This window comes from Nocardia sp. MDA0666 (assembly GCF_003023875.1).
Classification (GTDB): Bacteria; Actinomycetota; Actinomycetes; order Mycobacteriales; family Mycobacteriaceae; genus Nocardia; species Nocardia aobensis.
The window spans coordinates 142,683-169,651 of the sequence record NZ_PYHT01000014.1 but is presented as its reverse complement, the minus strand read 5'-3'; the positions used below and the strand labels follow the sequence as shown (position 1 = coordinate 169,651).

Here is a 26,969-nt window from a genome sequence, read left to right as displayed (position 1 = left end):
GGCGGGGCAACGAGCAGGAAAACTGAAGGAGCAGCGGACATGACGACAGCCGGCCCGGCCGAGCCGCCGAACAGCGCTGCGGCAGAACCGCTTTCGAATATCCGAACCGGCCTCCGAATCGAACAGGCGGCCCGCAGACTCTGGGAGGCGAACGACATCGTGGCGGACGGTACCGAACTCGGCCCGACCGGACGCCCGCTGCGCGACATTCCCGAACCACCCCCGTCGTCGCGCAACGGTGACGCCCTGATCGTCGCCATGTGCAATCAGAAGGGCGGCGTCGGCAAGACCACCTCCACCATCAATCTCGGTGCGGCGCTGGCCGAATACGGCCGCCGGGTGCTGCTGGTCGACCTCGACCCGCAGGGCGCGCTGTCGGCCGGGCTGGGCGTGGCCCACCACGACCTGGACCAGACCGTGCACAATCTGCTCGTCGGCGGCCGGGCGAGCGTCGACGACGTGCTGCTCAACACCAAGGTCGACGGGATGGATCTGCTGCCGAGCAACATCGATCTCTCGGCGGCCGAAATTCAGCTGGTCAACGAGGTCGGCCGGGAACAGACCCTCGGCCGCGCGCTGGCCCCGCTGCGCGATCGCTACGACTACATCCTCATCGACTGCCAGCCGTCGCTGGGTCTGCTCACCGTCAACGCGCTGGCCTGCGCCGACGGCGTGATCATCCCGATGGAATGCGAATACTTCTCGCTGCGCGGGCTGGCGCTGCTCACCGACACCGTCGAGAAGGTGCGGGACCGGCTCAACCCGCGGCTGGCGCTGTCGGGCATCGTTGTCACCATGTTCGATGCGCGTTTGCTGCACTCCCGGCAGGTGATGGCCCGGGTGGTGGAGGTGTTCGGCGATCTGGTGTACGACACCGTGATCAACCGGACCGTCCGTTTCCCCGATGCCAGTGTCGCCGGTGAGCCGATCACCACCTGGGCGCCGAAATCCGGTGGCGCGGAAGCGTATCGGGCGATGGCACGGGAAGTCATCCACCGGTCGGGCCGGTGAGCGAGGCCGGACCACCGGCTGCCGAGGTCGTACCGGAAAACAAGCCCGACGGGTTCCACCTGCGGCTGAGCAATTTTCAGGGTCCGTTCGACCTGTTGTTGCAGCTGATCAGCCAGCGGCGGCTCGATGTGACCGAGGTGGCGCTGCACAAGGTCACCGACGAGTTCATCGCCTACACCAAAGAGCTCACCGCGAGCCTGGAACGCGATCCGACGCTGCGGGCGGATCGGATTCTCGATCAGACCACCGAATTCCTGGTGGTCGCCGCGACCCTGCTCGATCTGAAGGCCGCCCGGTTGCTGCCGTCCGGTGAGGTCACCGATGCCGACGACCTGGAACTGCTGGAAGCGCGCGATCTGCTGTTCGCGCGGCTGCTGCAGTACCGGGCGTTCAAACAGGTCGCCGAACTGCTCGGTGAACTCGAGGCCGCCGCCTTGCGTCGGTACCCGCGGGCGGTGTCGCTGGAGGAACGCTTCCTGGACCTGCTGCCGGAGGTGAGCCTCGGCGTCGACGCGGCGGGTTTCGCCGATATCGCCGCGGCCGCCTTCCGGCCCCGGCCGCGGCCGACGGTCGGGCTGGACCACCTGCACGCTCATTCCATCTCCGTCGCCGAACAGGCCGCGCTGGTTCTGGAGATGCTGAAGAAGCGCGGGGTGGGGGAGTGGTCGACCTTCCACGACCTGTGCGCCGACTGCGAGATGCCGATCCAGATCGTCGCGCGCTTCCTCGCGCTGCTCGAGTTGTACCGCGGCAAGACGATCGAATTCGACCAACCCGACCCGCTCGGCCCGCTGGCGGTGCGCTGGATCGGCGACGAGGCCGAGGGCGCGCCCGCCGAGCCCGTGACAATCGATGAGGACTACGGATGATGTCGCACGGTGAGCAGCCCAGTGATCGCGCGGAGGCCGACGCCCGCGAGACCGTCGTGAGGGCCCCGGGTGCGCCGGAGGCGGTCCGAGCCGACGCCGCCGTCGCCGGGGCAGACGACCCCGTGACCGATACCGGCGTCGCGCCTGCCGGGGCCGATTCTGAGAGGGTCGCGCCGGCAGGAGACGATGCGGTGGTGGCCGCACCTGCCGATGACGATGCTGCTCAGGATGCGGCTGTCGGACCCGGTGCCGGCGAGAGGGTGCCCGCCGGCGTCGATGGGGCGCCGGAGACCGTCGCCCGCTCCGGTGTTGCGCAGAATGGCGTCGCCGGGGCTGTGCGGACTCGACCGCCCGGTGGTGACGCTGAGCCTGCCGGCGCGGCGCGAACTGCGTCGGCGGATGACGCGGACGAAGAGGTTCCCCGTCCGCTCGATGATCAGGAATTGCGGTCGGCGCTCGAGGCGATGCTGCTGGTGGTGGATGCGCCGGCGCCGGTGGAACTGCTCGCGGCGGCGGTCGACGACGCACCCGCTCGGGTCGAGCAGGTTTTGCGGGAGATGTCGGCGGAATGGACTGCGCGGGGGAGCGGAATCGACCTGCGGTACGTGGGCGACGGGTGGCGTCTGTACACCCGGACCGAGTACGCGCCCTACGTCGAACGTATGCTGTTGGACGGGGCGCGGTCCAAGCTCACCAGGGCCGCTTTGGAAACGTTGGCGGTTATCGCCTATCGTCAACCGGTTACGCGAGCACGAGTGAGTGCCGTGCGCGGGGTGAACGTCGACGGCGTGATCCGCACCCTGGTGGCGCGGGGACTGATCGCCGAGGCGGGCGCCGACGTCGACACCAACGGCACCCTCTACGTCACCACCGAACTGTTCCTGGAACGGATCGGGCTCGCGTCGCTGGCGGAACTCCCGTCGCTGGCGCCCCTGCTACCGGGCGTCGACCTGATCGACGAGATCAACGAGAGCCTGGATACCGACCCCCGGTACACCAAGCTGAAGAAACCCGCCGAATCGGATATCGATCTCGGCACCGAGGATTGACCGGATCCGCAGCGGATCCTGTCGACTGATCAGAGGACCACGTGAATACACCCGCTCGCCGAGATGGCACACCGGACCGCAGGAAAAGACAGAGTGACCCGCCCCGCGGCGGCGGACGCACGGCACGAGGGGCGGCCGGCCGCTCCGACGACGGACGCGGCGGATCGCGCGGCGACCGGTACGGGCGCCGGGAGGACAGCTACGGCCGCGGCGGCGACACACGCGGAGCACGCTCCGGCCGTGCGGACGACCGTTACGGCCGTGGGGGCGACAGCTTCAGCCGGGGTGGTGACCGCCCAGGCCGAGGGGACGATCGTTACGGCCGTGGGGGTGACAGTTACGGGCGTGGCGGTGACCGCTCCGGCCGGGGAGAGGATCGATACGGCCGCGGAGGCGACAGCCACGGGCGTAGTGGCGATCGCTCCGGTCGTGGGGACGACCGTTATGGCCGCGGAGGCGACAGCTACGGGCGCGGTGGTGACCGCTCCGGCCGCGGAGACGATCGCTACAACCGCGGCGGCGAGAGCTACGGCCGCAGCGGCGACAGCGCCGGACGTGGTTCACGGCCCGAAGGTGGCTACGGCCGAGGCGATCGGTCCGCTCGCGGCCAAGCGGCCGGTGACTCGCGCTACGGCCGCGGCGATGCCCGCCCGTCGCGCGGCGATTCGCCCGCCGGATCGCGGGACCGCGGCGCCGCCGCCGGTCGCCCTCGTGCGGCCGCCCCGAAGCCGAAGAAGCGCAAGACTCCGCCGACCGTGCTGAGCTTCGCGAAACCCGCCCGCCATCAGCATGTCGAGGCCGAGCAATCCGGTCCGAAGAAGTTGCCGTGGGGTGAGGGCGAACGCCTGCAGAAGGTGCTAGCCAAGGCCGGCGTGGCCTCGCGGCGCGCGGCCGAAGAGCTCATCGAACAGGGCCGCGTCGAGGTCGACGGTGCCGTCGTGCGCGAACAGGGCCTGCGCATCGATCCCGATACCGCCGTGGTGCGGGTAGACGGGGTCCGCGTCGTGGTTCGTGACGAGCAGGTCTATCTGGCGCTGAACAAGCCCAAGGGTTTCCAGTCGACGATGTCGGACGAAATGGGCCGCCCCTGTGTCGGCGATATCGTCGCCGAGCGGGTCATGGCCGGTCAGCGGCTGTTCCACGTCGGCCGCCTCGACGCCGATACCGAGGGTCTGCTGCTGCTCACCAACGACGGCGACCTCGCGCATCGGCTGATGCACCCGTCGTTCCAGGTGTCGAAGACCTATCTCGCGACGGTGCAGGGTGAAATGCAGCGCGGCGTCGGCAAGCAGCTGCGCGACGGTGTCGAACTCGAGGACGGCCCGGCGAAGGTCGACAAATTCCAGGTGCTCGAGGTCGCCGAGGGCAAAACGCTGGTCCGCGTGATCCTGCACGAGGGCCGCAAGCACATCGTGCGGCGCTTGCTCGCGGAGGTCGGGTATCCGGTGATCGCGCTGGTTCGCACGCATATCGGGCCGGTCGCGCTGGGTGATCAACGGTCGGGCACCCTGCGAGTGCTGGGCCGCGACGAAATCGGGAAGTTGTACGAGGCGGTGGAGTTGTGAGTGGTGTGGACATGCTGGACGATCGGATCCGAGGAGGCCGTGACGTGGTGGAATCCGGCATCGACGACGGCATCCCCGGCGCGGAACTCGTCGTCGCCATGGACGGGCCTTCGGGCACCGGCAAGTCGAGTGTGTCGCGCCGGCTCGCGGCGCGGCTCGACGCACGCTATCTCGACACCGGCGCGATGTACCGCGTCGCGACGCTGCGGGTGCTGCGCAGCGGTGTCGAGCTGAGCGATCCGGCCGAGATCGCGGCCGCGGTCAAGGATCTGCCGCTCACCATCGGCACCGATCCCGGCCACGAGCTGATCGAACTCGACGGTGAGGACGTCTCGTCCGAGATTCGCGGCGACGCGGTGACCAAGGCGGTCTCCGCCGTCTCCGCCGTGGCCGAGGTGCGGACGCAACTCGTCGCGCTGCAGCGCGAGATCGCGGCCGCGGCCGGGCGCATCGTGGTCGAAGGCCGCGATATCGGCACGGTCGTGCTGCCCGACGCCGATGCCAAGATCTATCTGACCGCATCGGCGCAGGCCCGCGCCGCGCGGCGCAATCAGCAGAACATCGCCGAGGGCCGCGGCGACGATTTTGAGGCGGTGCTGGCCGATGTGCAGCGCCGCGACAATCTGGATTCCACCCGCGCGGTCTCGCCGCTGCGCCCGGCCGCGGACGCGGTGCAGGTCGACACCAGCGAGCTGAGCATGGACCAGGTCATCGACGAGCTGTACCGGGTTGTGGCGCAGCAGATTACGGTGGGAGAGCGTAGATGAGCCCGAGTGTGACACCGAGTTCGAACTCCGACACCCTCGCCGGCGACGGTATCTGGACCGACGAAACCGAGTGGGAGATCGCCGATTTCGAGGGCGACACGGACGCGCACGAGCATGTGCCGATGCCCACCGTGGCCGTCGTCGGCCGCCCGAATGTCGGCAAATCGACGCTGGTGAACCGGATCCTGGGCCGCCGCGAGGCCGTCGTGGAGGATATCCCGGGCGTCACCCGTGACCGGGTGTCGTACGAGGCGAGCTGGGCCGGCCGCCGATTCCTGGTGCAGGACACCGGCGGCTGGGAGCCCGACGCCAAGGGGCTGCAGCAGGCGGTGGCCCGGCAGGCCGAACTGGCGATGCAGACCGCCGATGCGATCCTGCTGGTCGTGGACGCCACCGTCGGTGCGACCGCGACCGACGAAGCGGCGGTGAAGGCGTTGCGGCGCTCCAAGACTCCGGTGATCCTGGTCGCCAACAAGGTCGACGGCGAGAAGGCCGAGGCCGATGCGGCCGTGCTGTGGTCGCTCGGTCTGGGGGAGCCGCGGATGGTGTCGGCGGCGCACGGTCGCGGTACCGGCGATCTGCTCGACGATGTACTGGCGGTGCTGCCGGAGACTCCGCGCGAGGGTTCCGGGGGAGGGGGCCCGCGGCGGGTGGCGCTGGTCGGCAAGCCGAATGTCGGCAAGTCCAGCCTGCTGAACAAGCTGTCCGGTGACGAGCGCTCGGTGGTGCACGATGTCGCCGGAACGACGGTCGATCCGGTCGACTCGCTGGTCGAATTGGGCGGCAAGCCATGGCGTTTCGTCGACACGGCGGGTCTGCGCCGCAAGGTCGGCACCGCCGACGGAACCGAGTTCTACGCCTCGTTGCGCACCAAGGCCGCCATCGAGGCCGCCGAGGTCGCGATCATGCTGATCGATGCCTCCGAACCGATCACCGAACAGGATCTGCGCGTCATCGGCATGGTCGCCGATGCCGGTCGCGCGCTGGTGCTCGCGTTCAACAAGTGGGATCTGGTCGACGAGGATCGCCGCTACCAGCTCGAGCGTGAGGTCGAGCGCGAATTGGTGCGGGTGCCGTGGGCGCAGCGGGTGAACATCTCCGCCCACACCGGCCGCGCGGTCCAAAAGCTCGTTCCGGCGATGGAAACCGCACTCGAGTCCTGGGACAAGCGGATTCCTACGGGCCGGCTCAACACCTGGCTCAAGGAGGTCATCGCGGCGACGCCGCCGCCGATGCGGGGCGGGCGTTTGCCGCGCGTGCTCTTCGCGACCCAGGCGACCACCCGGCCGCCGACGTTCGTGCTGTTCACCACCGGCTTCCTGGAGGCCGGCTACCGCCGTTTCCTGGAGCGCCGCCTGCGTGAGGAATTCGGTTTCGACGGTTCCCCGGTACGCATCTCGGTGCGTGTGCGGGAGAAGCGGGATCGTTCGAAGAAGTAGTGGAAGTGCCGGTGCGGGTGGGTTTTCCGTCCGCACCGGACATTCTGCCGGTCGTGTCGATGGAAGTTCGCCGTGCCTATCTGGACTGGGCATCCTTCATTGCCTCACGGACATATGCGCATTTCAACATGTATGTGCAGAATGTCGGGGCAAGCCCTGCTTCGCCACGGCGGCGACTTTCACAAGAAGGCATCGACCGGGTCGGTCCATCGCATCGCGCTCCTTACCTGCCGGTGAGGTGCGGCGAGTTGCGCTCTGGGTGGGGCAGACTCGGGGAGGCGGTCCGGCGTTTTCGAATGCGCCCGTTTCGGTCACGATGTGAACCGCGTCACGCTACGGTGAATCCGCTTGGCCCACAATCGAAGAGGTTTGCCATGTGGAGCATCGCCGTCCTGTCGGTCATCGCCGCCGCACTCATCGCCGCCGGATTTTCCGCCGGGTTCCCGGACAAGTAGTCCGCGGGGTCATGCGGGTTCGCGTCGGTCGCTGAGCATTTCGGACTCGAGAACCGAATCGATGCCCACCCTGTCGGCTGTGCGGGTGCGGAGGTGGGGCGCATGACGCCGATGATCCGATGCTGTGCGGCCAGTCGGATATCCGTCGGCCGCCTCGAATTACCCTATGGTGCAGGGGAATACATCAGCGCTCGGTTGATCACGCGCCAGGTGACTCCTCCGCATCGAGCCGGTCCGCGACGAACCGGATAGCGCGGGCGAGATCACGTCCGCGTGGCGTGCTTTCCGCGTCGATCAGCTGGTGCGCCGCCAATCCGGTGAGCAGCACCTGATACAGCGCGCCGACCGCTTCGGCATCGGTGGCCGGAGGTGTGGCGCGCGCGGCTTCCTCGGTGGGTTCGTCGAGTCCCTCGATCAGTCGTGCGAGGCCCGAGCGCGCCTCGCCGAGGTTCTCGGCGAGCCGGTCCCGGATCTCCGGGTGGGCGAGGGCGTCGAAGGTGGCCGACCAAAGGCCGCGGTGGGTGGCGAGGCTGTCGATCACCGCGTCCCACCGAGCCTCGAATCGCCCGGCCGAGAGCGATGTGGCCGGTGGTGAATCCGCCACGGCGCCGGCCAATTCCGTTCCCCAGTCGCGGGTAGCCTGGGCCAGCGCCTCGCCGAGCAACGCCTCCTTGGATCCGAAGTGGTAGCCGATCGCGGCCATGCTCACCCCAGCTGCCGTGGCGATATCGCGCACCGTCGTCCGGTCGTATCCCTTGTCGAAGAGGCATTGCCGGGCTCCGGCCAGCAGATCCTCGCGATTTCCCATGTCCGACAGAGTAGCGCATTCGCCTTAGACAAACGTCTTGCGCGTTTGCGCAAATTCGCTGTACGGTTCTGCCATGCAGCAGACGAGCAACACCACAGTCCTGATCAGCGGCGCGAGCATCGCGGGCCCGGCCCTCGCGTTCTGGCTGGCCCGGTACGGTTTCGCGCCGACGGTCGTGGAGAAGGCCCCGGCGTTGCGGGCCGGCGGTCAGGCCATCGACGTGCTGGGCACGGCCACCGAGGTGGTTCGCCGGATGGGTCTGCTGGACCGGGTGCACGAACGCAGCACCGGCAAGCGCGGTACGTCCTACGTCGACGCCGGCGGGCGGGTGCGCGCGAGTATCGACAGCGAGACCTTCAACGGCGTCGGCGCGGACGGCGATACCGAAATCCAGCGCGGCGACCTGGCGGAGGTGCTGTACGAGGCGACGCGCGGCGACGTCGAGTATCTGTTCGGCGATTCGATCGCCGCGCTCACGCAGGACGAGGGCGGCGTGCACGTGGTCTTCGAGAATGCGGCACCGCGCACGTTCGACCTGGTGATCGGCGCCGACGGCGTGCATTCGAACACTCGCAACCTGGTGTTCGGGCCGGAGTCGCAGTTCTTGCGCCACATGGGTTACTACATCTCGATCTACACGATCCCCAATGTGCTCGACCTGGACCCTTGGGAACTCGACTACAACTCGCCCGGCAAGATCGCCGGCAGCTACAGTGCGCGTTCGAACACCGAGGCGAAGGCGATCTTCGCGTGGGCCTCGGACCGGCTCGACTACGACTACCGCGACAACGCCCGTCAGCGCGAGATTCTCTCCGAAACCTTCGCCGGTGAGGGCTGGGAGGTGCCGACGCTGCTCGAGCATCTGCCCGCGGCGCCGGACTTCTACTTCGATGCGATGGCTCAGATCCGGATGCAGACGTGGTCGTCGGGCCGGGTCGCGCTGGTCGGCGACGCGGGCTACTGCGCGTCGCCGCTGTCGGGGCAGGGTGCGGATCTGTCGCTGGTCGGCGCCTATGTGCTGGCCGCCGAACTGGCCGCGGCTCGTGATGATCATCGGGCGGCGTTCGCGCGCTACGAGGAACGGATGCGACCGATGGTCGACGCCTGTCAGAAGTTCGCCGCGGGTGTCGGCGCGTGGTATGCGCCCAGCAGCAAGGCGATGATCGGGTTCCGCAACCTCAACGTGCGGATGCTGCGTTACCTGCCGTGGCGCGGACTGATCGGCGGGGCACCGCAGAAGGTCGCGCGCACGATCTCGCTGGACGATCCGGAAACGCGGACGCCGGACACCTCCGCCGCGTGACCGTCATGTCTGTTATGCGAAACCGATCGGTCGGAAATAAACATCACATTTCAGTAACGGTGCCGAACGGGGGGTCGATACGGGCGTGACACGCGCAGTGCGGCGGACCCCGGCGAGGCAGGGGGTCGGGGCGGCGGCACTGGGCACCGTCGCGGCCGGGCGGGGGCACGGCCTGCGGCGTTCGATCACGAAAGGTTGCTGTGACATGCGAAGATTGCGTCGGCAGAGATCCGGCCGCTCCGGTGCGACGCCGGGGCGGACTCTGCTCGCCCTGGCCCTGGCTCTGTTCGTACCGCTGACCGCGGCGGTATCGGGCCAGCTCCCGCGGGCCGCGGCGGCCTTCGATCCCTCGGGCTTCGACTTCTGGGTCGATTCGAGTATGGGGCCGGTCAAATCACGCGTCTTCCGCGCCGCCGACGGCAATACCGACCGCGTCGTCTACGCCCTCGACGGTATGCGCGCTCGCGAAGACCTCAACGGCTGGGAGATCGAGACCGATGTCGCCCGCCTGCTGACCTCATGGAATATCAACGTGGTGATGCCGGTCGGCGGTCAGTCCAGCTTCTACGCCGACTGGAACGCGCCGTCGAGCTTCCTCGGCGTCGCGCCGGGCTCGGGTTCCTCGTCCGGTTCGACATCGGGATCCGGTGCGCTGCAGGCGTTTTCGGCCGGGCCGGGTAAGTCCTACACCTACAAGTGGGAGACCTTCCTGACACAGAATCTGCGCGGTGCGCTGCGTGACCGCCTGGGATTCCGGGCCGACCGCAACGGCGTCTTCGGCCTCTCGATGGGCGGTAGTGCCGCGCTGACCCTGGCCGCCTACCATCCCGACCAGTTCAGCTTCGCCGGCTCCTTCTCCGGGTACCTCAACATCTCGGCGCCGGGTATGCGCGAGGCGATCCGCGTCGCGATGCTCGATGCCGGCGGTTACAACGTCGATGCGATGGCTCCGCCGTGGGGCCCGCAATGGCTGCGGATGGACCCGTTCGTCTTCGCGCCCAGGCTGATTCAGAACAACACGCGGCTGTGGATCTCGGCCGGCAGCGGCATCCCCACTGCCACCGACGGACCGAATATGGGCACCGTCAACGGCATGGGACTCGAGGCCCTGGCGCTGGTGAACACCCGTGCGTTCCAGGTGCGGATGGCATCCCTGGGCGCGCAGAACATCGCCTACGACTTCCCGGCCGCGGGCATCCACGCCTGGAACAACTGGCGTGACGAGGTGTACCGGATGGCTCCGGATTTGTCGGCGAACATCGGCTGACGCGGATTCGCCGGCGTTTCCCCTCTGCGGATCGTCGGCGGTCCGGTCGGGACCGCCACCCGGTGGCGTGTCGCTCGTGCGGCACGCCACCGGGTCTTCTTCGTCAGCGAGGGAATCGCGTGGAATGGCAGAGCCGTATCCACCGCCCGGGACATTGCCTCGCCGTATGGTCGGATGCTGTACCAGGTGGCGATGTCGGGAGGCGAAGGCCCATGGCGGACAGGCAGCGGTGGTCGTGGTCGACGATACTGGGCCCCGGTGGCCCGCCGGCGGTGATCTGTATCCGGTTGGCTGTGGGGCTGGTATTTCTCAGCGAGGGGATTCAGAAGTTCGTCTACCCGCATGCGCTGGGGCCGGGTCGCTTCGACAAGATCGGGATACCGGCGCCGACGTTCTTCGCCGACCTGGACGGTGTCGTCGAAATCGTCTGCGGCGCCCTGATCCTGCTCGGTCTGCTGACCAGACTGGCGGCGGTGCCGCTGCTGATCGACATCGGCCTGGCGATCGTGCTGACCAAAGTGCGTGAGCTGCGCCCCGGCGGATTCGGTGGCGTGCAAGGTTTCTGGGGAATGGCCCACGATGCCCGCACCGATATCGCGATGCTGCTCGGATTGATCTTCCTGCTGTGGGTCGGCCCCGGCGGCTGGTCGCTGGACGCGGTGATCACACAGCGCGAACGGGCAACGTCCGGCAGCTCCACCGACGGGTAGTCCATGGGCAGGCACGGCGGCGCGGTCACTCCGCCATCACGGCCGCGTCTTCGGGGTGGGACGCGCGGGTGGCAGTGACGGTCATGAGCAGGCCGCAGGCAGTAAGGCCGGCTGCGACCAGGTAGAGCGGGCGGGGGCCTGCGGGGGAGTCGGCGATCAGTCCGCCGACGAGGCCCGCAGTGGCGGCGGCGAGCTGGTAGCCGGAGGCGTTGACGGCCATGGCCAGGGTGGGGGCCGCGGCGGCGGTTCGCAGCACGCGCGCCTGCATGCCGGGGATGACGGCGAAGCCGAGCAGGCCGATCGCCACCACCGCGACCACGGTGAGCGCGGTGACGGTCGCGACGAACCACGCTGCCACGAAGGTCACGGCCAATAACCCGAGCAGCGCGGGCTGGGCGAACCGGGGGTTGCGGTCGTAGAGTGTGCCGCCGACGAGGTTGCCGATGGTCGCGCCGACACCGTAGGCGAGCAGCAGCAGTGGCAAGCGTCCGGCGGGATGGCCGCCCAGGTTCGTGAGCAGCGGGGCGAGGTAGCTGAACACCGTCAGCGCTCCGGCGTTGCCGACCGCGGTGATCGCCAGCGCCACCAGCACCGGCCCCCGCCGCAGGACCCGCAATTCGGCGACGGCTGAGGTCCGTTCCGCTGCGGCCGCGGAGGTGAATGTCCGGGCGATCGACACCAGTCCGATCAGGCATGCGACCGCGATCGTGGCGAAGGTCGCCCGCCACCCCCACTGACTGCCGATTCGGGTGCCGATCGGGGCGCCGAGGATCATCGCCAGGTTCATGCCGAATGCCAACCGCGCCACCATGGTTCCGGCGCGTTCGGGCGCAGCGGACTGCACCGCGATCACAACGGCCTGGGCGAAGAACGTCGAGGTCACCAGTGCGGTGAGCAACCGGGCCGCCAGCAGCAATCGGAAGTCGGGTGCGAGAGCGGAGACCGTGTTGCCGACGACCGCGACGGTCAGCAATGCCACCATCAACCGTTTCCGGTCGATGCCGGCCGTCACCGCGGTGAGGAGCGGACCGCCGACGATCATGCCGACCGCGTACGCGGTGACCAGCAGGCCGGCGGCGCCGACGGTGACGCCGAGATCGGCGGCGACCTCGGGCAGGATGCCGGCGACGACGAATTCGCCGGTGGTGACGCTGAATACGCAGAATATGAGGATGCCGAGTCGAAGCATGCTGGGACGCTAAACTCTCACGTCGACGTGAGAGTCAAGTCCGCACAGTGAACGGAGCGCTGGGTGAAGATCGGAGAGTTGGCCGAGCGAACCGGGGTGAGTGTGCGCGCACTGCGCTACTACGAGGAACGAGGTGTGCTGAAGCCGGAGCGAACCGCCACCGGATACCGCGTCTTCGGTGACTCCGACATCCGCACGGTGGCGCACATCCGCACCCTGCTCGCGGCCGGCCTGCACATGGATCTCATCGGCGAAATCCTCTCGTGTCTGTCCGGCGATTCCCTGCTGCTGGACGGCTGCCGCGAACGACTGGAGGTGGAGCGTCGCCGGATCACCGGTGATATCGACCGACTCGTCCACACCCGGTCGCTGCTGGACGACCTGCTCGCGACCACCTAGCGCGCCTCGATCACCCACTCCGGGCACACCTGCGCGGCGGCCCTGATCGCGTCCTCGAATTCCGCCGGTGCGTCCGGCCGCCGCACCTCGGCGTAGCCGTCGTCGTTCAGGGGAGAAGATCTGGGGCCCGGCGACGTACACACGCCGTGACCGCCGCAGCGGTCGGAATCGACGAATACCTTCGTATTCCAGCTCATTTCGGCGGCGTCGATACCGGGCGGTTACTTCAGGGTGCTGCCGGCGTCGACGGTGAGTGGCAGACCGGTGATGTAGCGGGCCTCATCCGTGGCCAGGAACAGCACCGCTGTCGAGCCTGCCGCGAATCCTGCTGATGGAGAACAACTTCGGCTTCTCACTGGGGCATGCGGAGCTGCCGGCTCTCATCGAGCACTATCTCGACATTCTGGAGCTGCCGGCAGCGAAGCCCGCCGGCGAGTGAGGGCCGCCCGGTGCCACGGCGCGGTGGTCGAACCCTCTCACCCGCACAGATTTCCGGAGTCGAGCGCTACTCCGAAGATGTGGCTCAGCCGCTCTCCTTCGAACAAGAGCAGGAACAAGCCGTAGTACACATCGAGCATCAGAGCATTGTGCACTGCCGCGGTGTCGTACGGCGTCGAGATGCGCGAGTTCGGTCCCACTGAGCGGGTTCGGTGATATTCGGACCACCCGGAATGTGACACGGTTCACGCCATCTTGTTCACCTGTCACTCCGGAGGGCACATGTCCACCTCCCTCGAAGCGACGACACCGTCGGAGCCGGTCGATACGACCGGCCGTCTCGACGGTGCGTCCAAACTTCGCATCTTCACCGTGCTCGCGGTGATCGTGCTGTTCACCGAGGTCGCCCCCATGCAATTCGTCATGGTGTCGGCGGCCCTGCGCCAGATCGCGCCGACCTTTCCCGACCAGGGCGCGAACATCAACTGGGCGATCATCATCTTCGGCGTCATCGGCGCCGCGGCCTCACCGCTCGTCGGCAAGATGAGCGACATCTGGGGCAAGAAGCGGATGTTCATGCTCTGCGGGGTGCTGTTCCTGATCGGCTGCGCGCTGTGCGCGATCACCAGCAACTGGATGCTCTTCCTGCTCGGCCGGGGTCTGCAGGCCACCGCGATCGCCACCGCGGTGATCTCCTACGGCCTGATCCGCGACCTCATGCCGCGCAAATATGTGCCGATCGGGCTGGGTGTCGCCTCCACCGGCCTGGGCGTTTCGGCCGTGGCCGGACCGCTGATCGGCGGCTACATCGTCGACCACCACAGCTGGCGGGCGATCTTCTGGTTCCTGTTCGTCTTCACCGTGATCATGCTGCCGCTGGTCGCGCTGATCGTGCCGGAGTCGCGGCTGCGCACGCCGCAGCGACTGGATGTGATCGGCGCGGTGCTGCTGGCCGCGGGTGCGGTGCTGACGCTGATCTACCTCGACAAGGGGCAGGATTGGGGCTGGTCGAAGCCGTCGACGCTGGCCTGGCTCGTCGTCGGGCTCGTGCTGCTCGCCGCTTTCCCGATTGTGGAAATGCGTGTGCGGCAACCGATCATGGATATGAAGCTGCTGTTCCATCCGCGAGTGAGCGTGGTGCTGTTCGTCTCGCTGCTGGCGTCGTTCACGATCGGTTACCAGGGCTATGCGGTGGGGTACATGACCCAGTCTCCGCCCGCCGCGGATGTCACCGCCGGGATCGTCCAAGGCACGCTCGCCGAGATCCACGCGCAGACCGGGCAGATGTTGCCGGCGCAAGCCGTGCAGGTGAGCCTGAATCCGGGCTACACCTACGGCGACAATCTGACGCTGCTCGGATATGCGGTGCACGTGGCGCTGGCGCAGGCGGTGATCGGCATGATCGCCGGCCTGATCGGCGGCTTCTGGATTCGCCGCTCCGGCGCCCGGATGCCGCTGATGTCGGCGCTGGTGGTGATGGTGCTCAGCGGGCTGGCCTATGCGGTCCTCGATCACGGCTGGAGTGTGATCGCGCTGATCAGCGCCGTGTACGGCCTCGCCTTCGGCCTGTACTACGCCTCGACGCCGAACCTCATCGTGGAGGGCGTCCCGGCCGAACAGCAGGGCATCAGCGCGGGCATGCTCGGGGTGATGCAGTCGATGGGCGCCGCGATCGGCATCGCGGTGGCGACCGCCTTCCTCAACGCCAATCCGGTGCGTGCCGATATCTCGGTGGCGGGAAATCATGTGGCCACCAAGGATATTCCGCTGTTGTTCGCCGACCGCGGATACGAGCTGGGCTTCTACTTCGTGGCCGTGTCCGCGGCGATCGCGCTCGTGGGTGTCGTGTTCATGAAGCACGGTCGCAGCGCGGCCACCGGTGGTACCGCGTACTGATTCCGGGCTGAACGCGGGCGGTGCGGTGACCGGCGACGGCCACCGCACCGCCCGCGTGGGTCATGCTCAGCGGCCGTGCGGATTGGGCAGCGAGCCAGGCAGTTCGAGCGGCAGCGACCCCGGCTCGACGAGTTCGCGGGCGAGCAGATCCGCGATCACGTCGGCGTGCACCGGATGGTGGAAGTACCAGCCCTGGGCGGTATCGCACTGCAGTCCGAGCAGCCGATCGGCCTGATGCCGGGTCTCCACACATTCGGCGGTCACGCTCAGGCCCAGATCGTGGCTGAGGTCGATGATCGTCTCCAGGATCAGCAGATCGCTGCGGCCGACCGTACCGGCATTGCGGATGCGATGGATGAACGGCCCGGCCAGTTTCACCACGTGCAGCGGAAGCTGGCCCAAATAGGCGAGATTGGAATAGCCGGTGCCGAAATCATCGATGGCGATGCGGATTCCGGATTCGGCGAGGGTGTGCAGCGCCTGCAGCGGCCGCCCGATCGCATGCATGAAGGTGCGCTCGGTCAGTTCCAATTGCAGCCGGTCCGGCGGGATTCCGGTATCGGCCACGATCTTCTGCACCCGCTCGAGCCAGGCCGGATCGGCGACCTCCTCCGCCGAGACGTTCACGCTGACCACCGGCGCCTTGTCGCCGAAGCGGTCGCACCAGCGCCGGCCCTCCCGGCACGCCTGCTCCAGCACCACCGTGCCGAGCGCGATGATGTGGCCGCCGCCCTCGGCCAGGTCGATGAACCGGGCGGGGCTGAGAATTCCCAGCTGGGGATGGTGCCAGCGCACCAGCGCCTCCACCGCGACCGGCCGATGGTCGCCGAGATCGACGATCGGCTGGTAGTCGAGGAAGAATTCGCCGCGGGCCAGCGCGCCCGGGAGATCGGCGAGCAGTTCGGCGCGGGTGTGCTCCCGGCGGCGCCGGCTGGGGTCGAAGACCGCGTAGCGGCCGCGGCCGTCGGTCTTGGCCCAGTACATGGTCGAATCGGCGGCCTGCAGCAGCTCTTCGGTGGTGGTTTCGGCGGCCTGTTCGGAGATGACGCCGATACTGACCCCGATCCGCAACCGGTGCCCGTCGATGTCGAACGGCACGGTGAACGCGTCGAGCACCGTGCGGGCCAGATCGATCAGTTCGCGCCGGCGTCGGGTGCGGGGCACCAGGATGACGAATTCGTCGCCGCCCATGCGGGCCACCAGATTGTTCTCCCCGACCGCGCACGCGCACAGCCGGGCCGCCGCACGGGTGAGCAGTTCGTCGCCGATGGAATGGCCGAAGGTGTCGTTGACGGCCTTGAAATGGTCGAGGTCGACGTAGCACAGGCCGACCCGCGCGTCCGGGTCGGCGAAGGCTTCGGTGAGGGCGTCGAAGAACCGGGACCGGTTGGCCAGCCCGGTGAGCGGATCGTGATGGGCGCGGTAGCTGAGCCGCTCGCGCAGCTCGCGCTGTTCGGAGATGTCCTCGACCAGCACCAGCGTGTACTGCGGCCGGCCGTGATCGTCACGGATCAGCGAGACGTTGATATTGGTCCACACGGTGTGCCCGTCGCGATGGCGATAGGCCTTCTCCATCTGCGCATGTTCGTGATCCCCGCGCAGCACCCCCGCGTACAGCTCCCACATGCCCGGCGGATCGTCGGGATGGGTGAGGTCGGTGACCTCGAGTTCGTACATCTGTTCCGGTTCGTAGCCGAGCATGGCGGCGAACGCGTTGTTGACCTCGATGATCCGGCCGGTCATATCCGACAGCCCCGTGCCGATCCCGGCCTGGGAGAACACGGCCCGCAATCGGGCCTCACTGGCACGCAACTGTTCCTCCACCACACTGCGCGCCGCGATATCGGCGGTGCGCACACTTTCCTGTTCGCTGAGCAGCCATGCCCGGAACGCTCGAACGTAACCGCCGGCGAACGCGCCGATCAGTTCCGCGGCCCGTCCGGAGCCGATGTCGAGTTCGGCGAAGTAGGTGGCCAGCACCGTCATGGTGCGGCCGAGAACTTCGTCGCCGACGAAATGAGCGCGGGCCAGATCGCCGCCCAGTTCGGCGACCCGCGCGGTACCGCCGGAGTCGGCGGCGTCGGTCAACCCCCGGGCGAGGGTGAGCAGCAACTGGTGGGCCTCGGAAACGCTCATGGGTACGACGTGATCGCGGACCCCGCCGCCGAGCGCCGCTGCCCATCGGTGCGCCAGGTCGGCGTGCGGACCGTCGTGTTCGGACCCATCCCACGCCATGTCGATGATGGTAGCCGGGGCGTGGACTTCATGTGAACCGCGGGAGTTTCGCACGTGTGTCGAATACGATTGCGTGGCTTCGCCTTCCGGCGGGGTTCAGTTCCAGAGAGGTTGCGATGACCAGACCTAGTTGGGCGCCGGAAGGCATCGACCTGGATCGGCCCAGCGCATCCCGGGTGTACGACTATTTCGTCGGCGGGATGCACAATTTCGAGATCGATCGCACACTGGCACGCCAGATCGAATCGTTCACTCCGAATGTCGCCGAAACCATGCGCGCCAACCGAGATCTGTTGCGTCGCTGCGTGCGTCATCTGGTCGACGCCGGTATCACGCAATTCCTGGATCTGGGCTCGGGCATTCCGACCGTCGGCAATGTGCACGAGGTGGCGCAGGCGCGCAATCCGCAGGCGCGGGTCGTCTACGTCGATATCGACCCGGTGGCGGTGGCGCACAGCCGGGCGATTCTGAACGGCAACCCGCATGCGGCGGTCGTGCAGGCCGATGTCGCCGAGCCGGACACGATCCTGAACGATCCGCTGGTGCGGGAGGTGCTGGACTTCGACCGGCCGATCGCCGTATTGCTTTTGGGAGTGCTGCATTTCGTCCCGGACGAGGCCGATCCGGCGGGATGTGTGGCACGGCTGCAGCAGGCCGTCGCCCCGGGCAGCTATCTGGCGATCACCCATGCCACCGCCGACGGGCAGCCGGTCGAAGTGCTGGAGGCGCAGAAGCTCTCGGGGCGCACCTCGACCGAGATCGTGCTGCGCGACAGAAACCATATCGCGGGATTCTTCCACGACTGGCCGTTGCTGGAACCAGGACTGGTGCATCTGCCGTTGTGGCGGCCGGACAATCCGGCCGACGTGGGGGAGCATCCCGAATTCTCCGGTGCCTATGGCGGTTTGGCGTTGCTGAGCTGAGCACGACTGTAGGGTGTGGACGCCCGTTTGAATATGGAAGGAATGCGGTGCGTACACCTTTGCTGATGGTTGTGTTCGGTCTGGCGCTGACGGCCGGTGGGGCGAATGCGGTTGCCGGGGCCGACCCGATTCCCGCGGTGCCCGGTGCCGTGCAGGCGGTATCGGAGCCGATCATCGTCGGTACCGACGGCGACGGCGGGACCACGACCCTCGACGTCGGTCAGGAACTGGCGGTGGCCCTGCCCGACAACCCGACGACCGGTTACGTCTGGCAGATCGGTGAGGTCGACCGCGGGGTGCTCGCCCAGGAGGGCGACCCGGTGTTCCGGCCGGGCAGCTCGATGCCGGGCGCGCCCGGTACCAGTGTGTGGACCTTCACCGCTGCCCGCGCCGGCAGCACCCGGCTGAGCCTGGTGTCGGTGCGGCCGTGGGATCAGGCCAACCCGGGCCAGCGGTTCTCGATGACCGTCACCGTGCGGTAATACCGCCGGTATCGATACGGCCCGTCACCGGAAGGGACGGGCCGTTCGCGTGTCCGGAGGCGCCGTAGCGGCCGTGTATTACCAGTGAGGCGATTCGGGTCCTGGTGTCGCGGTGGCGTTGTCGTCGAGCAGGCGGCCGTCCGCGAGTCGCAGCCGGCGGCTCACCCGTACTTCGGCGAGGAACCGTTCGTCGTGACTGACGACCACGATCGCGCCCTGATAGGACTCCAGGGCGCCGACCAGCTGCCCAACGCTCACCAGATCGAGGTTGTTGGTGGGTTCGTCGAGCAGCAACAGCTGCGGCGCGGGTTCGGCGAACAGGACACAGGCCAGGGTGGCCCGCAGTCGCTCCCCGCCGGAGAGGACACCGACCGGCAGGTGGGCGCGGGAGCCGCGGAACAGGAAGCGCGCCAACAGGTTCATCCGCTGCGCGGCTGGCAGGTGCGGCGCGGCGGCGGCCAGATTCTCCGCCACGGTCCGGTCGGGGTCGAGCAGGTCCAGCCGCTGGGACAGGTAGGCGATGCGACCGTCGGCGCGGGTGACTGTCCCGCTGTCAGGGGTGAGGTCGCCGTGCACGATGCGCAGCAGCGTGGATTTGCCCGCGCCGTTGGGACCGGTCAGGGCGATGCGCTCGGGTCCGCGGATGGCCAGATCGGCGCCCTCGCCGGCGAACAATTCGCGGTCGCCGAAGCGGAACCGGATGTGCTCGGCGGCGAACAGGGTGCGCCCGGCCGGGACCTCGGTATCGGGCAGGTTCAGCACGATGCGCTGCTCCTCGCGCAACGCCCGCCCGGCTTCGTCGAGGCGGTTCTTCGCGGCGTCGAGACGGGCGCCGTGGGTTTCGTTCGCGCGTCCCGCCGACTGCTGGGCGTTGCGTTTCATGGTGCCGGCGAAGATCTTCGGCAGTCCGGCGTTGCCGAGATTGCGTTGCGCGTTGCTCGCCCGGCGCGCGGCGCGTTCGCGGGCCTGCTGCAATTCCCGCTTCTCGCGCTTGACCTCCTGCTCGGCGGTGCGGATGTTCTTTTCCGCCACCGCCTGCTCGGCCTGCACCGCCTGTTCGTAGTCGGTGAAACTACCACCGTAATAACGGATTTCGCCGTCGTGGAGTTCGGCGATGCGATCGGTGCGGTCGAGCAGGGCGCGGTCGTGGCTGACCAGCAGCAGGCAGCCGTTCCAGTCGGTGAGCACGTCGTAGAGCTGGTGACGGGCCTCCAGGTCGAGATTGTTGGTCGGTTCGTCGAGCAGCAGCACGTCCGGTCGCCGCAGCAGCTGGGCGGCCAGTCCGAGTGAGACGATCTGCCCGCCGCTGAGGGTGTGCAGCCGCCGGTCGAACGGCAGCTCGCCCAGCCCGAGCCGGTCGAGTTGGGCGCGCGTGCGTTCCTCGATGTCCCAGTCGGCGCCGATGGTGGTGAAGTGCCGCTCGTCGGTGTCGCCGGATTCGACGGCGGCCAGCGCGGCCAGCACCGGTGCGATGCCGAGGACTTCGGCGACGGTCAGCTCTCCGGTCAGCGGCAGATTCTGCGGCAGGTATCCGAGGACGCCGTCGACGGTGATGCTGCCCGCCGAGGGGGTCAGCTCGCCGGCGATCAGCCGCAGCAGGGTGGTCTTTCCGGCGCCGTTGGGTGCGACCAGGCCGGTCCGCCCGCCCGGCACGGAGAAGGACAGATCCCGCAACACCGGAGTGTCGTCGGGCCAGGTGAACGACAGATTCGAACAGACGATGTAGGCATCGGACATGAGTGAGACCTCGAAAGTCGTTGTGGCACGGTGCGACCGCGCCACGAGGTGATCGGGTGAACGACGACATGGCCACGTCGGCGGCGCCGCGTGCGCCTACCGGTGGCCGTGACTTCCGGGTCTATCCGGAGATGTCGAGTTCACCAACCATGTCTGGTCTCCTTGATCTACCGACTCCGCCCGACGATAACAGCCGGACCGTATCTCGCGGAAAAGGCGAGGTCGGATTGCCCTGGTCCGTTGACAGGTCGCCGCGACAGCTTTAATCTTGACAGTGTCAAGATGGACCGATCTGGAGGGTGTCTCATGGCCCCGCTCGTCGTACTCGCCGTCGTCACCGCGCTGGCCCGGCTCGCCGGTGCGATCGACCTCGCCGACTGGCTCGATTCGTGGCCGCACGCCCTGCGCGTCGGACTGGCCGCGATGTTCTTGCTGACCGCGTCGGCGCACTTCCAGCAGCCGCGGCGCGACGCGCTGATCGCGATGGTCCCGCCCGGGCTGCCGTCGGCCGCCGCGCTGGTGACGCTGACCGGTGTGCTCGAGGCAGCGGGCGCGGTCGGACTGCTGATACCGCAGGTCGCGCCCGTCGCCGCCGCCGGTCTGGTCGTGCTGCTGATCGCGATGTTCCCGGCGAATGTGCGGGCCGCCCGGGCCGATCTGGGGATCAAGACCATGCCGCTGCCGTTGCGCACGGCCGTGCAGGTGGTGTTCATCGCCGCTGCCGTCGCGGCGGCGTTCTGATCGTTCCCGGCCGGTGGTCGCGCCCGGAGTCCGCTCGGCCATCCGGAGAACCGATAGTGTCGACAGTGTGCCGAGGTCACTCGGCGTGTTGCTATCGCCCAGCGGTGACCGGCGTCGCCGGGCGCCGGGACCGGACAGGAGTGTTCACGGATGTCGCTGGTCGGCCGGGAATCGGAACTCAAATATCTGGACGAAGCGATCGCCGGCATCGAGGAGCGCGGCGGCGGCGTCGTCATCGCGGGCGAAGCGGGGATCGGTAAAACCGCACTGCTGCAGGAAGTTACGGCGATGGCCACGCTGGCCGGTGTCCGGACCGTGGCCGTGACCGCGACCGAGGCCGAACAGCAACTGCCGTATGCGGGATTGCACCAGATCGTCTTCCCGCTGCGGTCCGGTCTCGATGCGCTACCACCCACCCACGCCGCGGCGCTGAACACCGCGCTCGGATTCGTGGACGCGGCCGCGCCGAACGAATATCTGATCGGTTCGGCGCTGCTGACCCTGCTGAGCGATCGGGCGGCCGAACAACCCCTGCTGCTGGTGGTGGAGGACCTGCACTGGCTCGATGCCGCCACCGCCAGGGTGCTCGCCTTCCTCGCGCGCCGACTGGAATCCGAGCCGATTCTGCTGATCGCCTCCACCCGGGACGCAGATACGGCGCTGACGCCGGCCGGACATGCGACGCTGGCGCTGTCGCGGCTGGCCGAGGAGGAGGCGCGGCAGCTGCTCGACAGCGTCGCGCCCGGCCTCGACGATCAGCTGCGGGAACGGGTACTGGCGGCAGCGGCCGGAAACCCGTTGGCGCTGAAGGAATTACCGTCGGCCGCTGACCGGCCGGACGCGCCCCTGCCGCTCACCGAGCGACTGGAACGTGCCTTCGGTCTGCGGGCCGATCAGCTGCCCGAGACGACCCGCGCCGCCCTCCTGCTCGCCGCTCTCGACGAACTCTCGGTGGCCGAAACCCTGGCGGCCGCCGCAGTGCTGACCGACGGCCCGGTCGAGGACGCGGAGCTGACCCCCGCCGTCGCCGCCGGGCTGATCGAAACCGATTCCGGCGCAGTGCGATTCCGGCATCCGCTGATGCGTTCCGCGATCCCCGCCGCGGCGCAACCGGCCGCCCGGCGCGCCGCCCACCGAGCCCTGGCCTCGACCCTGCGCGAGCAGCCGGATCGTGCCGCGCGCCATCACGCGGCCGCCGTCGTCGGACCGGACGACACCGCCGCCGCGGAACTCGAGGCCGCGGCCGAGCGGGCGCTGCGCCGGGGCGGCGTCGCGGCGGCGATCACGACCCTGGAACACGCCGCGCGCCTGACCGAAACACCGGCGGTGCGGGTGGGGAGACTGTTGCGCGCGGCCGAACTGGCAGTGGAATCCGGTGGGCGCGAAACGGTCGATCGGCTGCTGCGAGAAGCGGGACGCCAGGATCTGGACTCGCGCGGGCGCGCCTTGGCGACATGGCTGGTGAGCGGATTCGACGACGGCGTCGGAGAGGATCCGGCCCGCACCACCGAACTCGCGACGCTGGCCGAAACGGTTGCGGCGGAAGGTGATCGGGACCTCGCGATGCGCATTCTGTGGGGAACCGCCATGCGCTGCTTCTGGTCCGAGCCCGGTCCGGACGCGCGCCGCGCGCTGCTGGCGGTCGCCGACGGCATGGGCCTGCCCGCCGGCGATCCGCGGATCGTCGCGATCACCGCCTACGTGGCCCCGTTCGAGCGCGGCGCGACGGTCTTCGACGAACTGCGCGCACTGGCCGGGCGAACCGGCGCCGATCCGGAGGTCGACCGATACCTCGGCAGCGCGGCGCTGCAGATCGGCGCCTTCGCGCTGGCGGGCCGCTTCTCCGCCACGGCGATCACCGGTCTGCGGGAACAGGGCAGGCTCGGCCTGCTGACCAGGGCGCTGGCGGTGCGGGCCTGGAGTTGTGCGCGCACCGGCGATCTGGCGGGCGGTGCGGCGGCCGCGGCCGAGGCCGGGCGCCTCGGACCGGAAACCGGACAGCACTTCATGTACGGTCTCGCCGTCGCCGTCGCGGCCGAAATCGCCGCGCTGCGAGGCGATTTCGACGAGGCGGTGCAACGCGCGGAGGAGGCCGAACGGATCGGCGCGGCCGCCGGCGCGCGACCGGTGCTGGCGACCGTACAACGGGCCCGCGCCCTCGTGGCGCTCGGACAGGGCCGCTACGACGACGCGCTCGCCGATCTGCGCCGGATTCTCGACCCCGCCGACCCGGCCTACCAGCTCGCCCTGCGCGCCTATATCGTCGGCGATTTGGTCGAAGCCGCGGTGCGCGCCGGGCGCGCCGAGGAGGCGGAGGAGATCGTGCGCGAGTTCGAGCAGCAGGCGCCGCGCACTCCGTCGCCGGCTCTGCACGTCGGCCTGCGCTATGCCCGCGCTCTGCTCGCCTCCGCCGAGTCCGCGGAGGAATTGTTCGCCGCCGCACTCGACGCCGATCCGGACGGGTGGCCGCTCGAACGCGCCCGCGTCCAGCTCGCGTTCGGGGAGTGGTTGCGCCGGCAGCGGCGCATCGTCGAGTCGCGCGCACATCTGCGCGCGGCCCGCGACACCTTCGACGCCCTGGGCGCGCGGCCGTGGGGCGACCGGGCGCGCCGCGAACTGCGGGGTGCGGGGGAGACCAGCCCGCGCCGCGACCCCGACGCGCGCGACAGCCTGACCCCGCACGAACTGGGTATCGCGCAGCTGGCCGCCGAAGGGCTCACCAATCGCGAGATCGGGCAGCGACTGTATCTGTCGCATCGCACCGTCAGCACCCACCTGCACCGCATCTTCCCGAAACTCGGCGTCACCTCCCGCGCCGAACTGGCCGACGCGCTGCGCACCACGGCGGATCCGGTGACGTAGTCCGGGTGCGATGACGTACGCACATACCGTCATCCGACGGGCGCGACCGCACACCCGTGCCGCCTACCGTTTGTTTCATCGAAGCCGTGGCACCGGGCGCGGCGGACGAGGACACGGGAGACGAGCAGATGTTCACCAAGAAGCGGTTCGCGCAGATCATCGCGGCGGCGGCGGTAGTCGCGTCACTGGCGGCGTGCTCGTCGGGGACGGATGCGCAGGCTCCCGCCGCTCCGGCGAGCGCCGCGGGCGTCGGCGCCGGTGAACACACCGCCCTCGGCCCGATCAAGCACATCGACGCCGGTGTCCTCGACACCGCCTACGTCGAATACGGTCCGGAGAACGGGCCGGCGGTGGTGCTGATCCACGGCTGGCCCTACGACCCGGCGAGCTACATCGACGTCGGCCCGCGGCTGGCCGCTCAGGGCTACCGGGTGATCGTGCCGTATCTGCGCGGCTACGGTCCGACGCGATTCCTGTCCCCGGACACCGCACGCAACGGCGAGCAGGCGGCGGTGGCGCACGACGTCATCGCGCTCATGGACGCCCTGCACATCGACAAGGCGGTCTTCGGTGGATACGACTGGGGCGCAAGGACTGCCGACGTGATCGCGGCGCTGTGGCCGCAGCGGGTGAAGGCGCTGGTGGCCGTGAGCGGATATCTGATCACCGATGTCGCGGCCAATCAGCAGCCGCTCGCGCCGGCGGCGGAGGCCGGCTGGTGGTACCAGTACTACTTCGCCACCGACCGCGGTGTGCTCGGCTACCGCCGCAACGTCCACGACTTCGACAAGTACATCTGGAAGACCGCCTCGCCGAAGTGGAACTTCGACGACGCCACCTACGACCGCAGCGCCGCCTCGTTCGACAATCCCGACCATGTCGACGTCGTGATCTCCAACTACCGCTGGCGCCTGGGCCTGGTCCCCGGCGAACCGCAGTACGCCGCGGAGGAGACCACCCTCGCTCAGGGCCCGGCGATCACCGTCCCGACCGTCACCATCGGCAGCGATTTCGACGGCGCCAATGCCGACGGCAAGAGCTACCGCGCGAAGTTCACCGGTAAGTACGAGCACCGCACGCTGCCCGGGGTCGGCCACGACGTCCCGCAGGAAGCGCCCGCGGCCTTCGCGCAGGCCGTGATCGACGCCGATCATCTCTGAAATCCGCTCGCAGACAGCAGAACACCCGCGCCGCGATGATGCGGCGCGGGCGTTCGCGCGTGGTCCGGCCTGTGCGGCGGCTATGACTGTGCCGCGAGCGGCCGCAGACGGGTGAGCACCTCACGGTCGCCGCATACGGTGAGGCCGATCCGCTGCGCCACCTCGAGATCGATGACGCCGGTGAGCAGGCCGAGCACCGCATTGGCAGGTCCGTCGAGGACCAGATCGGCGGCGTCGATGCTGCCGACGCGGGTCTCGACGCTGCCCGCGCCGATGTCGACGACGGCGTGTACGTCGCCGACGACCAGCTGAATCACCACCGGTGCGGCCGCGGGGTCGGCGTCGGCGGTGAACCAGGTGGGTACGTAGGCCAGCCACTGCGGGAGGAATGTGTCCGTCGGGGCGACCGTATCCATATACCTCAGCCCCCAGCGCCCGAGTGCGCGCAGTGCGGGTTCCAGTTCCCGCCCCGTCTCGGTGAGCCGGTAGAGCGCCGTCGCGACGGGCGGCGGCGCATCCTCGTGGTCGATCAGCCCGGCGTCCTCCAGTTCGCGGAGGCGGGTGGACAGCAGATTCGCGGCGATGCCGGGCAGCCCGTTCTTCAGGTCGGTGAATCGGCACGGCCCCTGGATCAGCAGTTCGCGCACGATCAGCAGAGTCCAGCGATCGCCGACCACATCCAGGGCGCGAGCGATCGAACAGTACTGGCCGTAGCTTCGCATACGTCCATCATATCGGGTTCAAATAGATTTTTTGAATTTGTTAGTTGAAAAACTCTACTTTGCAGTTCTAGCATGAAAAAGGCAAGGTCGGTCGCCGAGTGGCCGGGAAGTCCTCTGTATCGGAGTAAGCGCATGACTCGCACCCAGATCCCCGCCCAGTACGCCACCGGCGCGGCGCGAACCGATATCGAACGGGCGCTGCTCGCCGCCGGCAAGAATCTCGACCGCCTGCGGCTCGGCGATCTGGCGATGCTCGAGGACTTTCACACCAGCGGCCGCATCGCCACCGGCGAGCTGGCCGACCTTGTCGAAATAACCTCTGCCACAGAGGTTCTCGACGCCGGGACCGGCATCGGCGGCACCGCCCGATATCTGGCGGACCGATTCGGATGCCGGGTCACCGGCGTCGACATGGTGGAGGAGTACTGCGAGATCGCCCGCTGGCTCGACCGGCTCGTCGGCCTGGACGATCACATCGCCGTGCGGCGCGCCGATGTCACCGCACTGCCGTTCCCGGACGGCGCCTTCCAGGTCGTATTCAGCCAGCACGTCCAGATGAATATCGCCGACAAGGACGGCCTCTACCGCGAAATGCGCCGGGTGCTGGTGCATGGGGGACAGCTCGCACTCTGGGATATCACCGCCTCCGGCACCGGTGAACCCGACTATCCGCTCCCGTGGGCCGACAGTCCCGGCTTCGGGCATCTCGTCACCCCCGCCGCCCTGCGCGCGACGATCGAGGCGACCGGATTCGCCGTCGAACGGTGGGACGACCGCACCGACGAGGCCGTGGCCGTGATGCGCATGGTGCGGGAGCTGCCGCCGAGCCCGCTCGGCCTGCACGCCTTCGTACCGGACTTCGCTAAGCGCGCGGCGCATCTCACCGACGCGCTGGCCGACGGGCGACTACGGGCGATACGGGCGGTCGCGCGGGCGCGGTGA

General features: G+C 68.6%; 24 protein-coding genes and 1 pseudogene. 18 read left to right on the top strand and 7 right to left on the bottom strand.

The features are described 5' to 3' along the window. The first annotated feature begins 39 nt into the window (after positions 1-39). From C8258_RS20565 to C8258_RS32350, 7 genes are all read left to right on the top strand, one after another. Entirely contained in the window at positions 40-1,011 is a 972-nt protein-coding gene (locus C8258_RS20565; RefSeq protein WP_083870734.1) for a ParA family protein, read from the top strand. Continuing rightward, positions 1,008-1,880, top strand: coding sequence for a ScpA family protein (locus C8258_RS20560; RefSeq protein ID WP_063066521.1), 873 nt, complete (start codon positions 1,008-1,010; stop codon positions 1,878-1,880). Before C8258_RS20565 ends, C8258_RS20560 begins: the two co-directional genes overlap by 4 nt. A 443-nt stretch (positions 1,881-2,323) precedes the next feature. Continuing rightward, positions 2,324-2,929: an SMC-Scp complex subunit ScpB gene (gene scpB / locus C8258_RS20555; RefSeq protein WP_233225225.1), complete on the top strand. Its 606-nt coding sequence runs from the start codon at positions 2,324-2,326 to the stop codon at positions 2,927-2,929. A gap of 755 nt (positions 2,930-3,684) precedes the next feature. Continuing rightward, complete coding sequence (locus tag C8258_RS33685) at positions 3,685-4,494, top strand: pseudouridine synthase (protein ID WP_369974784.1); 810 nt, start codon at positions 3,685-3,687, stop codon at positions 4,492-4,494. A 98-nt stretch (positions 4,495-4,592) separates the two neighbouring features. Then, entirely contained in the window at positions 4,593-5,261 is a 669-nt protein-coding gene (cmk, locus tag C8258_RS20545; RefSeq protein ID WP_233225224.1) for a (d)CMP kinase, read from the top strand. After that, positions 5,258-6,700, top strand: coding sequence for a ribosome biogenesis GTPase Der (gene der, locus C8258_RS20540; protein ID WP_106956587.1), 1,443 nt, complete (start codon positions 5,258-5,260; stop codon positions 6,698-6,700). The genes cmk and der overlap by 4 nt, the downstream gene beginning before the upstream one ends. A 5-nt stretch (positions 6,701-6,705) precedes the next feature. Further along, the gene (locus C8258_RS32350; protein ID WP_146161288.1) at positions 6,706-7,155 is read left to right on the top strand and encodes a hypothetical protein; all 450 of its coding nucleotides are present in this window, start codon (positions 6,706-6,708) and stop codon (positions 7,153-7,155) included. 199 nt (positions 7,156-7,354) lie between these two features. Here the strand turns inward: C8258_RS32350 and C8258_RS20535 are convergent, their stop codons facing one another. Then, positions 7,355-7,963 carry a TetR/AcrR family transcriptional regulator gene (locus tag C8258_RS20535; protein ID WP_106956586.1) on the bottom strand — a complete coding sequence of 203 codons (609 nt, stop codon included), beginning with the start codon at positions 7,961-7,963 and terminating at the stop codon, positions 7,355-7,357. A gap of 73 nt (positions 7,964-8,036) precedes the next feature. Between C8258_RS20535 and C8258_RS20530 the strand changes: the two genes are divergently transcribed. From C8258_RS20530 to C8258_RS20520, 3 genes are all read left to right on the top strand, one after another. Beyond that, entirely contained in the window at positions 8,037-9,266 is a 1,230-nt protein-coding gene (locus C8258_RS20530; RefSeq protein ID WP_106956585.1) for an FAD-dependent monooxygenase, read from the top strand. A gap of 205 nt (positions 9,267-9,471) precedes the next feature. Beyond that, entirely contained in the window at positions 9,472-10,533 is a 1,062-nt protein-coding gene (locus C8258_RS20525; protein WP_106956584.1) for an alpha/beta hydrolase family protein, read from the top strand. Between the two features lie 212 nt (positions 10,534-10,745). Beyond that, positions 10,746-11,243 carry a DoxX family protein gene (locus C8258_RS20520; RefSeq protein WP_369974783.1) on the top strand — a complete coding sequence of 166 codons (498 nt, stop codon included), beginning with the start codon at positions 10,746-10,748 and terminating at the stop codon, positions 11,241-11,243. Positions 11,244-11,268: 25 nt separating this feature from the next. On the opposite strand, the gene C8258_RS20515 is transcribed toward C8258_RS20520, so the two are convergent. Continuing rightward, positions 11,269-12,432, bottom strand: coding sequence for an MFS transporter (locus tag C8258_RS20515; RefSeq protein ID WP_106956583.1), 1,164 nt, complete (start codon positions 12,430-12,432; stop codon positions 11,269-11,271). A 63-nt stretch (positions 12,433-12,495) separates the two neighbouring features. Between C8258_RS20515 and C8258_RS20510 the strand changes: the two genes are divergently transcribed. Next, entirely contained in the window at positions 12,496-12,831 is a 336-nt protein-coding gene (locus tag C8258_RS20510) for a MerR family transcriptional regulator (RefSeq protein ID WP_036500823.1), read from the top strand. On the opposite strand, the gene C8258_RS20505 is transcribed toward C8258_RS20510, so the two are convergent. Further along, positions 12,828-13,028 (bottom strand): ferredoxin, encoded by a 201-nt coding sequence (locus C8258_RS20505; protein ID WP_106956582.1) that lies wholly within the window; start codon positions 13,026-13,028, stop codon positions 12,828-12,830. The two genes, C8258_RS20510 and C8258_RS20505, sit on opposite strands and share 4 nt — an antisense overlap. Before the next feature lie 24 nt (positions 13,029-13,052). Then, positions 13,053-13,142: pseudogene (locus C8258_RS20500) on the bottom strand (SDR family mycofactocin-dependent oxidoreductase); the annotation flags it as partial. Positions 13,143-13,551: 409 nt separating this feature from the next. Here C8258_RS20500 and C8258_RS20495 point away from each other — a divergent pair. Then, complete coding sequence (locus C8258_RS20495; protein WP_106956581.1) at positions 13,552-15,165, top strand: MFS transporter; 1,614 nt, start codon at positions 13,552-13,554, stop codon at positions 15,163-15,165. Positions 15,166-15,231: 66 nt separating this feature from the next. Here the strand turns inward: C8258_RS20495 and C8258_RS20490 are convergent, their stop codons facing one another. Continuing rightward, on the bottom strand, positions 15,232-17,400 hold the full coding sequence (locus tag C8258_RS20490) for a bifunctional diguanylate cyclase/phosphodiesterase (RefSeq protein WP_063820357.1): 2,169 nt from the start codon (positions 17,398-17,400) through the stop codon (positions 15,232-15,234). Positions 17,401-17,516: 116 nt separating this feature from the next. On the opposite strand from C8258_RS20490, the gene C8258_RS20485 reads away from it, so the two are divergent. Then, positions 17,517-18,323, top strand: a complete 807-nt coding sequence (locus C8258_RS20485) for an SAM-dependent methyltransferase (protein ID WP_106956580.1) — start codon at positions 17,517-17,519, stop codon at positions 18,321-18,323. Positions 18,324-18,370: 47 nt separating this feature from the next. Further along, on the top strand, positions 18,371-18,805 hold the full coding sequence (locus tag C8258_RS20480; protein ID WP_146098785.1) for a protease inhibitor I42 family protein: 435 nt from the start codon (positions 18,371-18,373) through the stop codon (positions 18,803-18,805). A gap of 78 nt (positions 18,806-18,883) precedes the next feature. Here C8258_RS20480 and abc-f read toward each other — a convergent pair whose 3' ends face one another. Beyond that, positions 18,884-20,542 (bottom strand): ribosomal protection-like ABC-F family protein, encoded by a 1,659-nt coding sequence (gene abc-f, locus C8258_RS20475; RefSeq protein ID WP_106956579.1) that lies wholly within the window; start codon positions 20,540-20,542, stop codon positions 18,884-18,886. A 306-nt stretch (positions 20,543-20,848) separates the two neighbouring features. Between abc-f and C8258_RS20470 the strand changes: the two genes are divergently transcribed. The 3 genes from C8258_RS20470 (at position 20,849) to C8258_RS20460 (ending at position 25,305) form a co-directional block, all read left to right on the top strand. Further along, entirely contained in the window at positions 20,849-21,283 is a 435-nt protein-coding gene (locus C8258_RS20470) for a DoxX family protein (RefSeq protein ID WP_106956578.1), read from the top strand. Positions 21,284-21,433: 150 nt separating this feature from the next. After that, complete coding sequence (locus C8258_RS20465; protein WP_106956577.1) at positions 21,434-24,145, top strand: AAA family ATPase; 2,712 nt, start codon at positions 21,434-21,436, stop codon at positions 24,143-24,145. 128 nt (positions 24,146-24,273) lie between these two features. Further along, positions 24,274-25,305, top strand: coding sequence for an alpha/beta fold hydrolase (locus tag C8258_RS20460; RefSeq protein WP_106956613.1), 1,032 nt, complete (start codon positions 24,274-24,276; stop codon positions 25,303-25,305). 80 nt (positions 25,306-25,385) lie between these two features. On the opposite strand, the gene C8258_RS20455 is transcribed toward C8258_RS20460, so the two are convergent. Continuing rightward, a complete protein-coding gene (locus C8258_RS20455; protein ID WP_106956576.1) occupies positions 25,386-26,027 on the bottom strand; it encodes a helix-turn-helix domain-containing protein in 642 nt (213 codons plus the stop codon). Between the two features lie 132 nt (positions 26,028-26,159). Between C8258_RS20455 and C8258_RS20450 the strand changes: the two genes are divergently transcribed. Further along, positions 26,160-26,969, top strand: a complete 810-nt coding sequence (locus tag C8258_RS20450; RefSeq protein ID WP_106956575.1) for a class I SAM-dependent methyltransferase — start codon at positions 26,160-26,162, stop codon at positions 26,967-26,969.

What these genes read in the sequence shown, in the direction of transcription:
- C8258_RS20565 (WP_083870734.1), top strand. Translation starts at nt 40, where the DNA reads ATGACGACAGCCGGCCCGGCCGAGCCGCCGAACAGCGCTGCGGCAGAA.
- cmk (WP_233225224.1), top strand. Translation starts at nt 4,593, where the DNA reads ATGGACGGGCCTTCGGGCACCGGCAAGTCGAGTGTGTCGCGCCGGCTC.
- der (WP_106956587.1), top strand. Translation starts at nt 5,258, where the DNA reads ATGAGCCCGAGTGTGACACCGAGTTCGAACTCCGACACCCTCGCCGGC.
- C8258_RS20535 (WP_106956586.1), bottom strand. Translation starts at nt 7,963, where the DNA reads ATGGGAAATCGCGAGGATCTGCTGGCCGGAGCCCGGCAATGCCTCTTC.
- C8258_RS20530 (WP_106956585.1), top strand. Translation starts at nt 8,037, where the DNA reads ATGCAGCAGACGAGCAACACCACAGTCCTGATCAGCGGCGCGAGCATC.
- C8258_RS20525 (WP_106956584.1), top strand. Translation starts at nt 9,472, where the DNA reads ATGCGAAGATTGCGTCGGCAGAGATCCGGCCGCTCCGGTGCGACGCCG.
- C8258_RS20520 (WP_369974783.1), top strand. Translation starts at nt 10,746, where the DNA reads ATGGCGGACAGGCAGCGGTGGTCGTGGTCGACGATACTGGGCCCCGGT.
- C8258_RS20515 (WP_106956583.1), bottom strand. Translation starts at nt 12,432, where the DNA reads ATGCTTCGACTCGGCATCCTCATATTCTGCGTATTCAGCGTCACCACC.
- C8258_RS20505 (WP_106956582.1), bottom strand. Translation starts at nt 13,028, where the DNA reads ATGAGCTGGAATACGAAGGTATTCGTCGATTCCGACCGCTGCGGCGGT.
- C8258_RS20495 (WP_106956581.1), top strand. Translation starts at nt 13,552, where the DNA reads ATGTCCACCTCCCTCGAAGCGACGACACCGTCGGAGCCGGTCGATACG.
- C8258_RS20490 (WP_063820357.1), bottom strand. Translation starts at nt 17,400, where the DNA reads ATGGCGTGGGATGGGTCCGAACACGACGGTCCGCACGCCGACCTGGCG.
- C8258_RS20485 (WP_106956580.1), top strand. Translation starts at nt 17,517, where the DNA reads ATGACCAGACCTAGTTGGGCGCCGGAAGGCATCGACCTGGATCGGCCC.
- abc-f (WP_106956579.1), bottom strand. Translation starts at nt 20,542, where the DNA reads ATGTCCGATGCCTACATCGTCTGTTCGAATCTGTCGTTCACCTGGCCC.
- C8258_RS20470 (WP_106956578.1), top strand. Translation starts at nt 20,849, where the DNA reads ATGGCCCCGCTCGTCGTACTCGCCGTCGTCACCGCGCTGGCCCGGCTC.
- C8258_RS20465 (WP_106956577.1), top strand. Translation starts at nt 21,434, where the DNA reads ATGTCGCTGGTCGGCCGGGAATCGGAACTCAAATATCTGGACGAAGCG.
- C8258_RS20460 (WP_106956613.1), top strand. Translation starts at nt 24,274, where the DNA reads ATGTTCACCAAGAAGCGGTTCGCGCAGATCATCGCGGCGGCGGCGGTA.
- C8258_RS20455 (WP_106956576.1), bottom strand. Translation starts at nt 26,027, where the DNA reads ATGCGAAGCTACGGCCAGTACTGTTCGATCGCTCGCGCCCTGGATGTG.
- C8258_RS20450 (WP_106956575.1), top strand. Translation starts at nt 26,160, where the DNA reads ATGACTCGCACCCAGATCCCCGCCCAGTACGCCACCGGCGCGGCGCGA.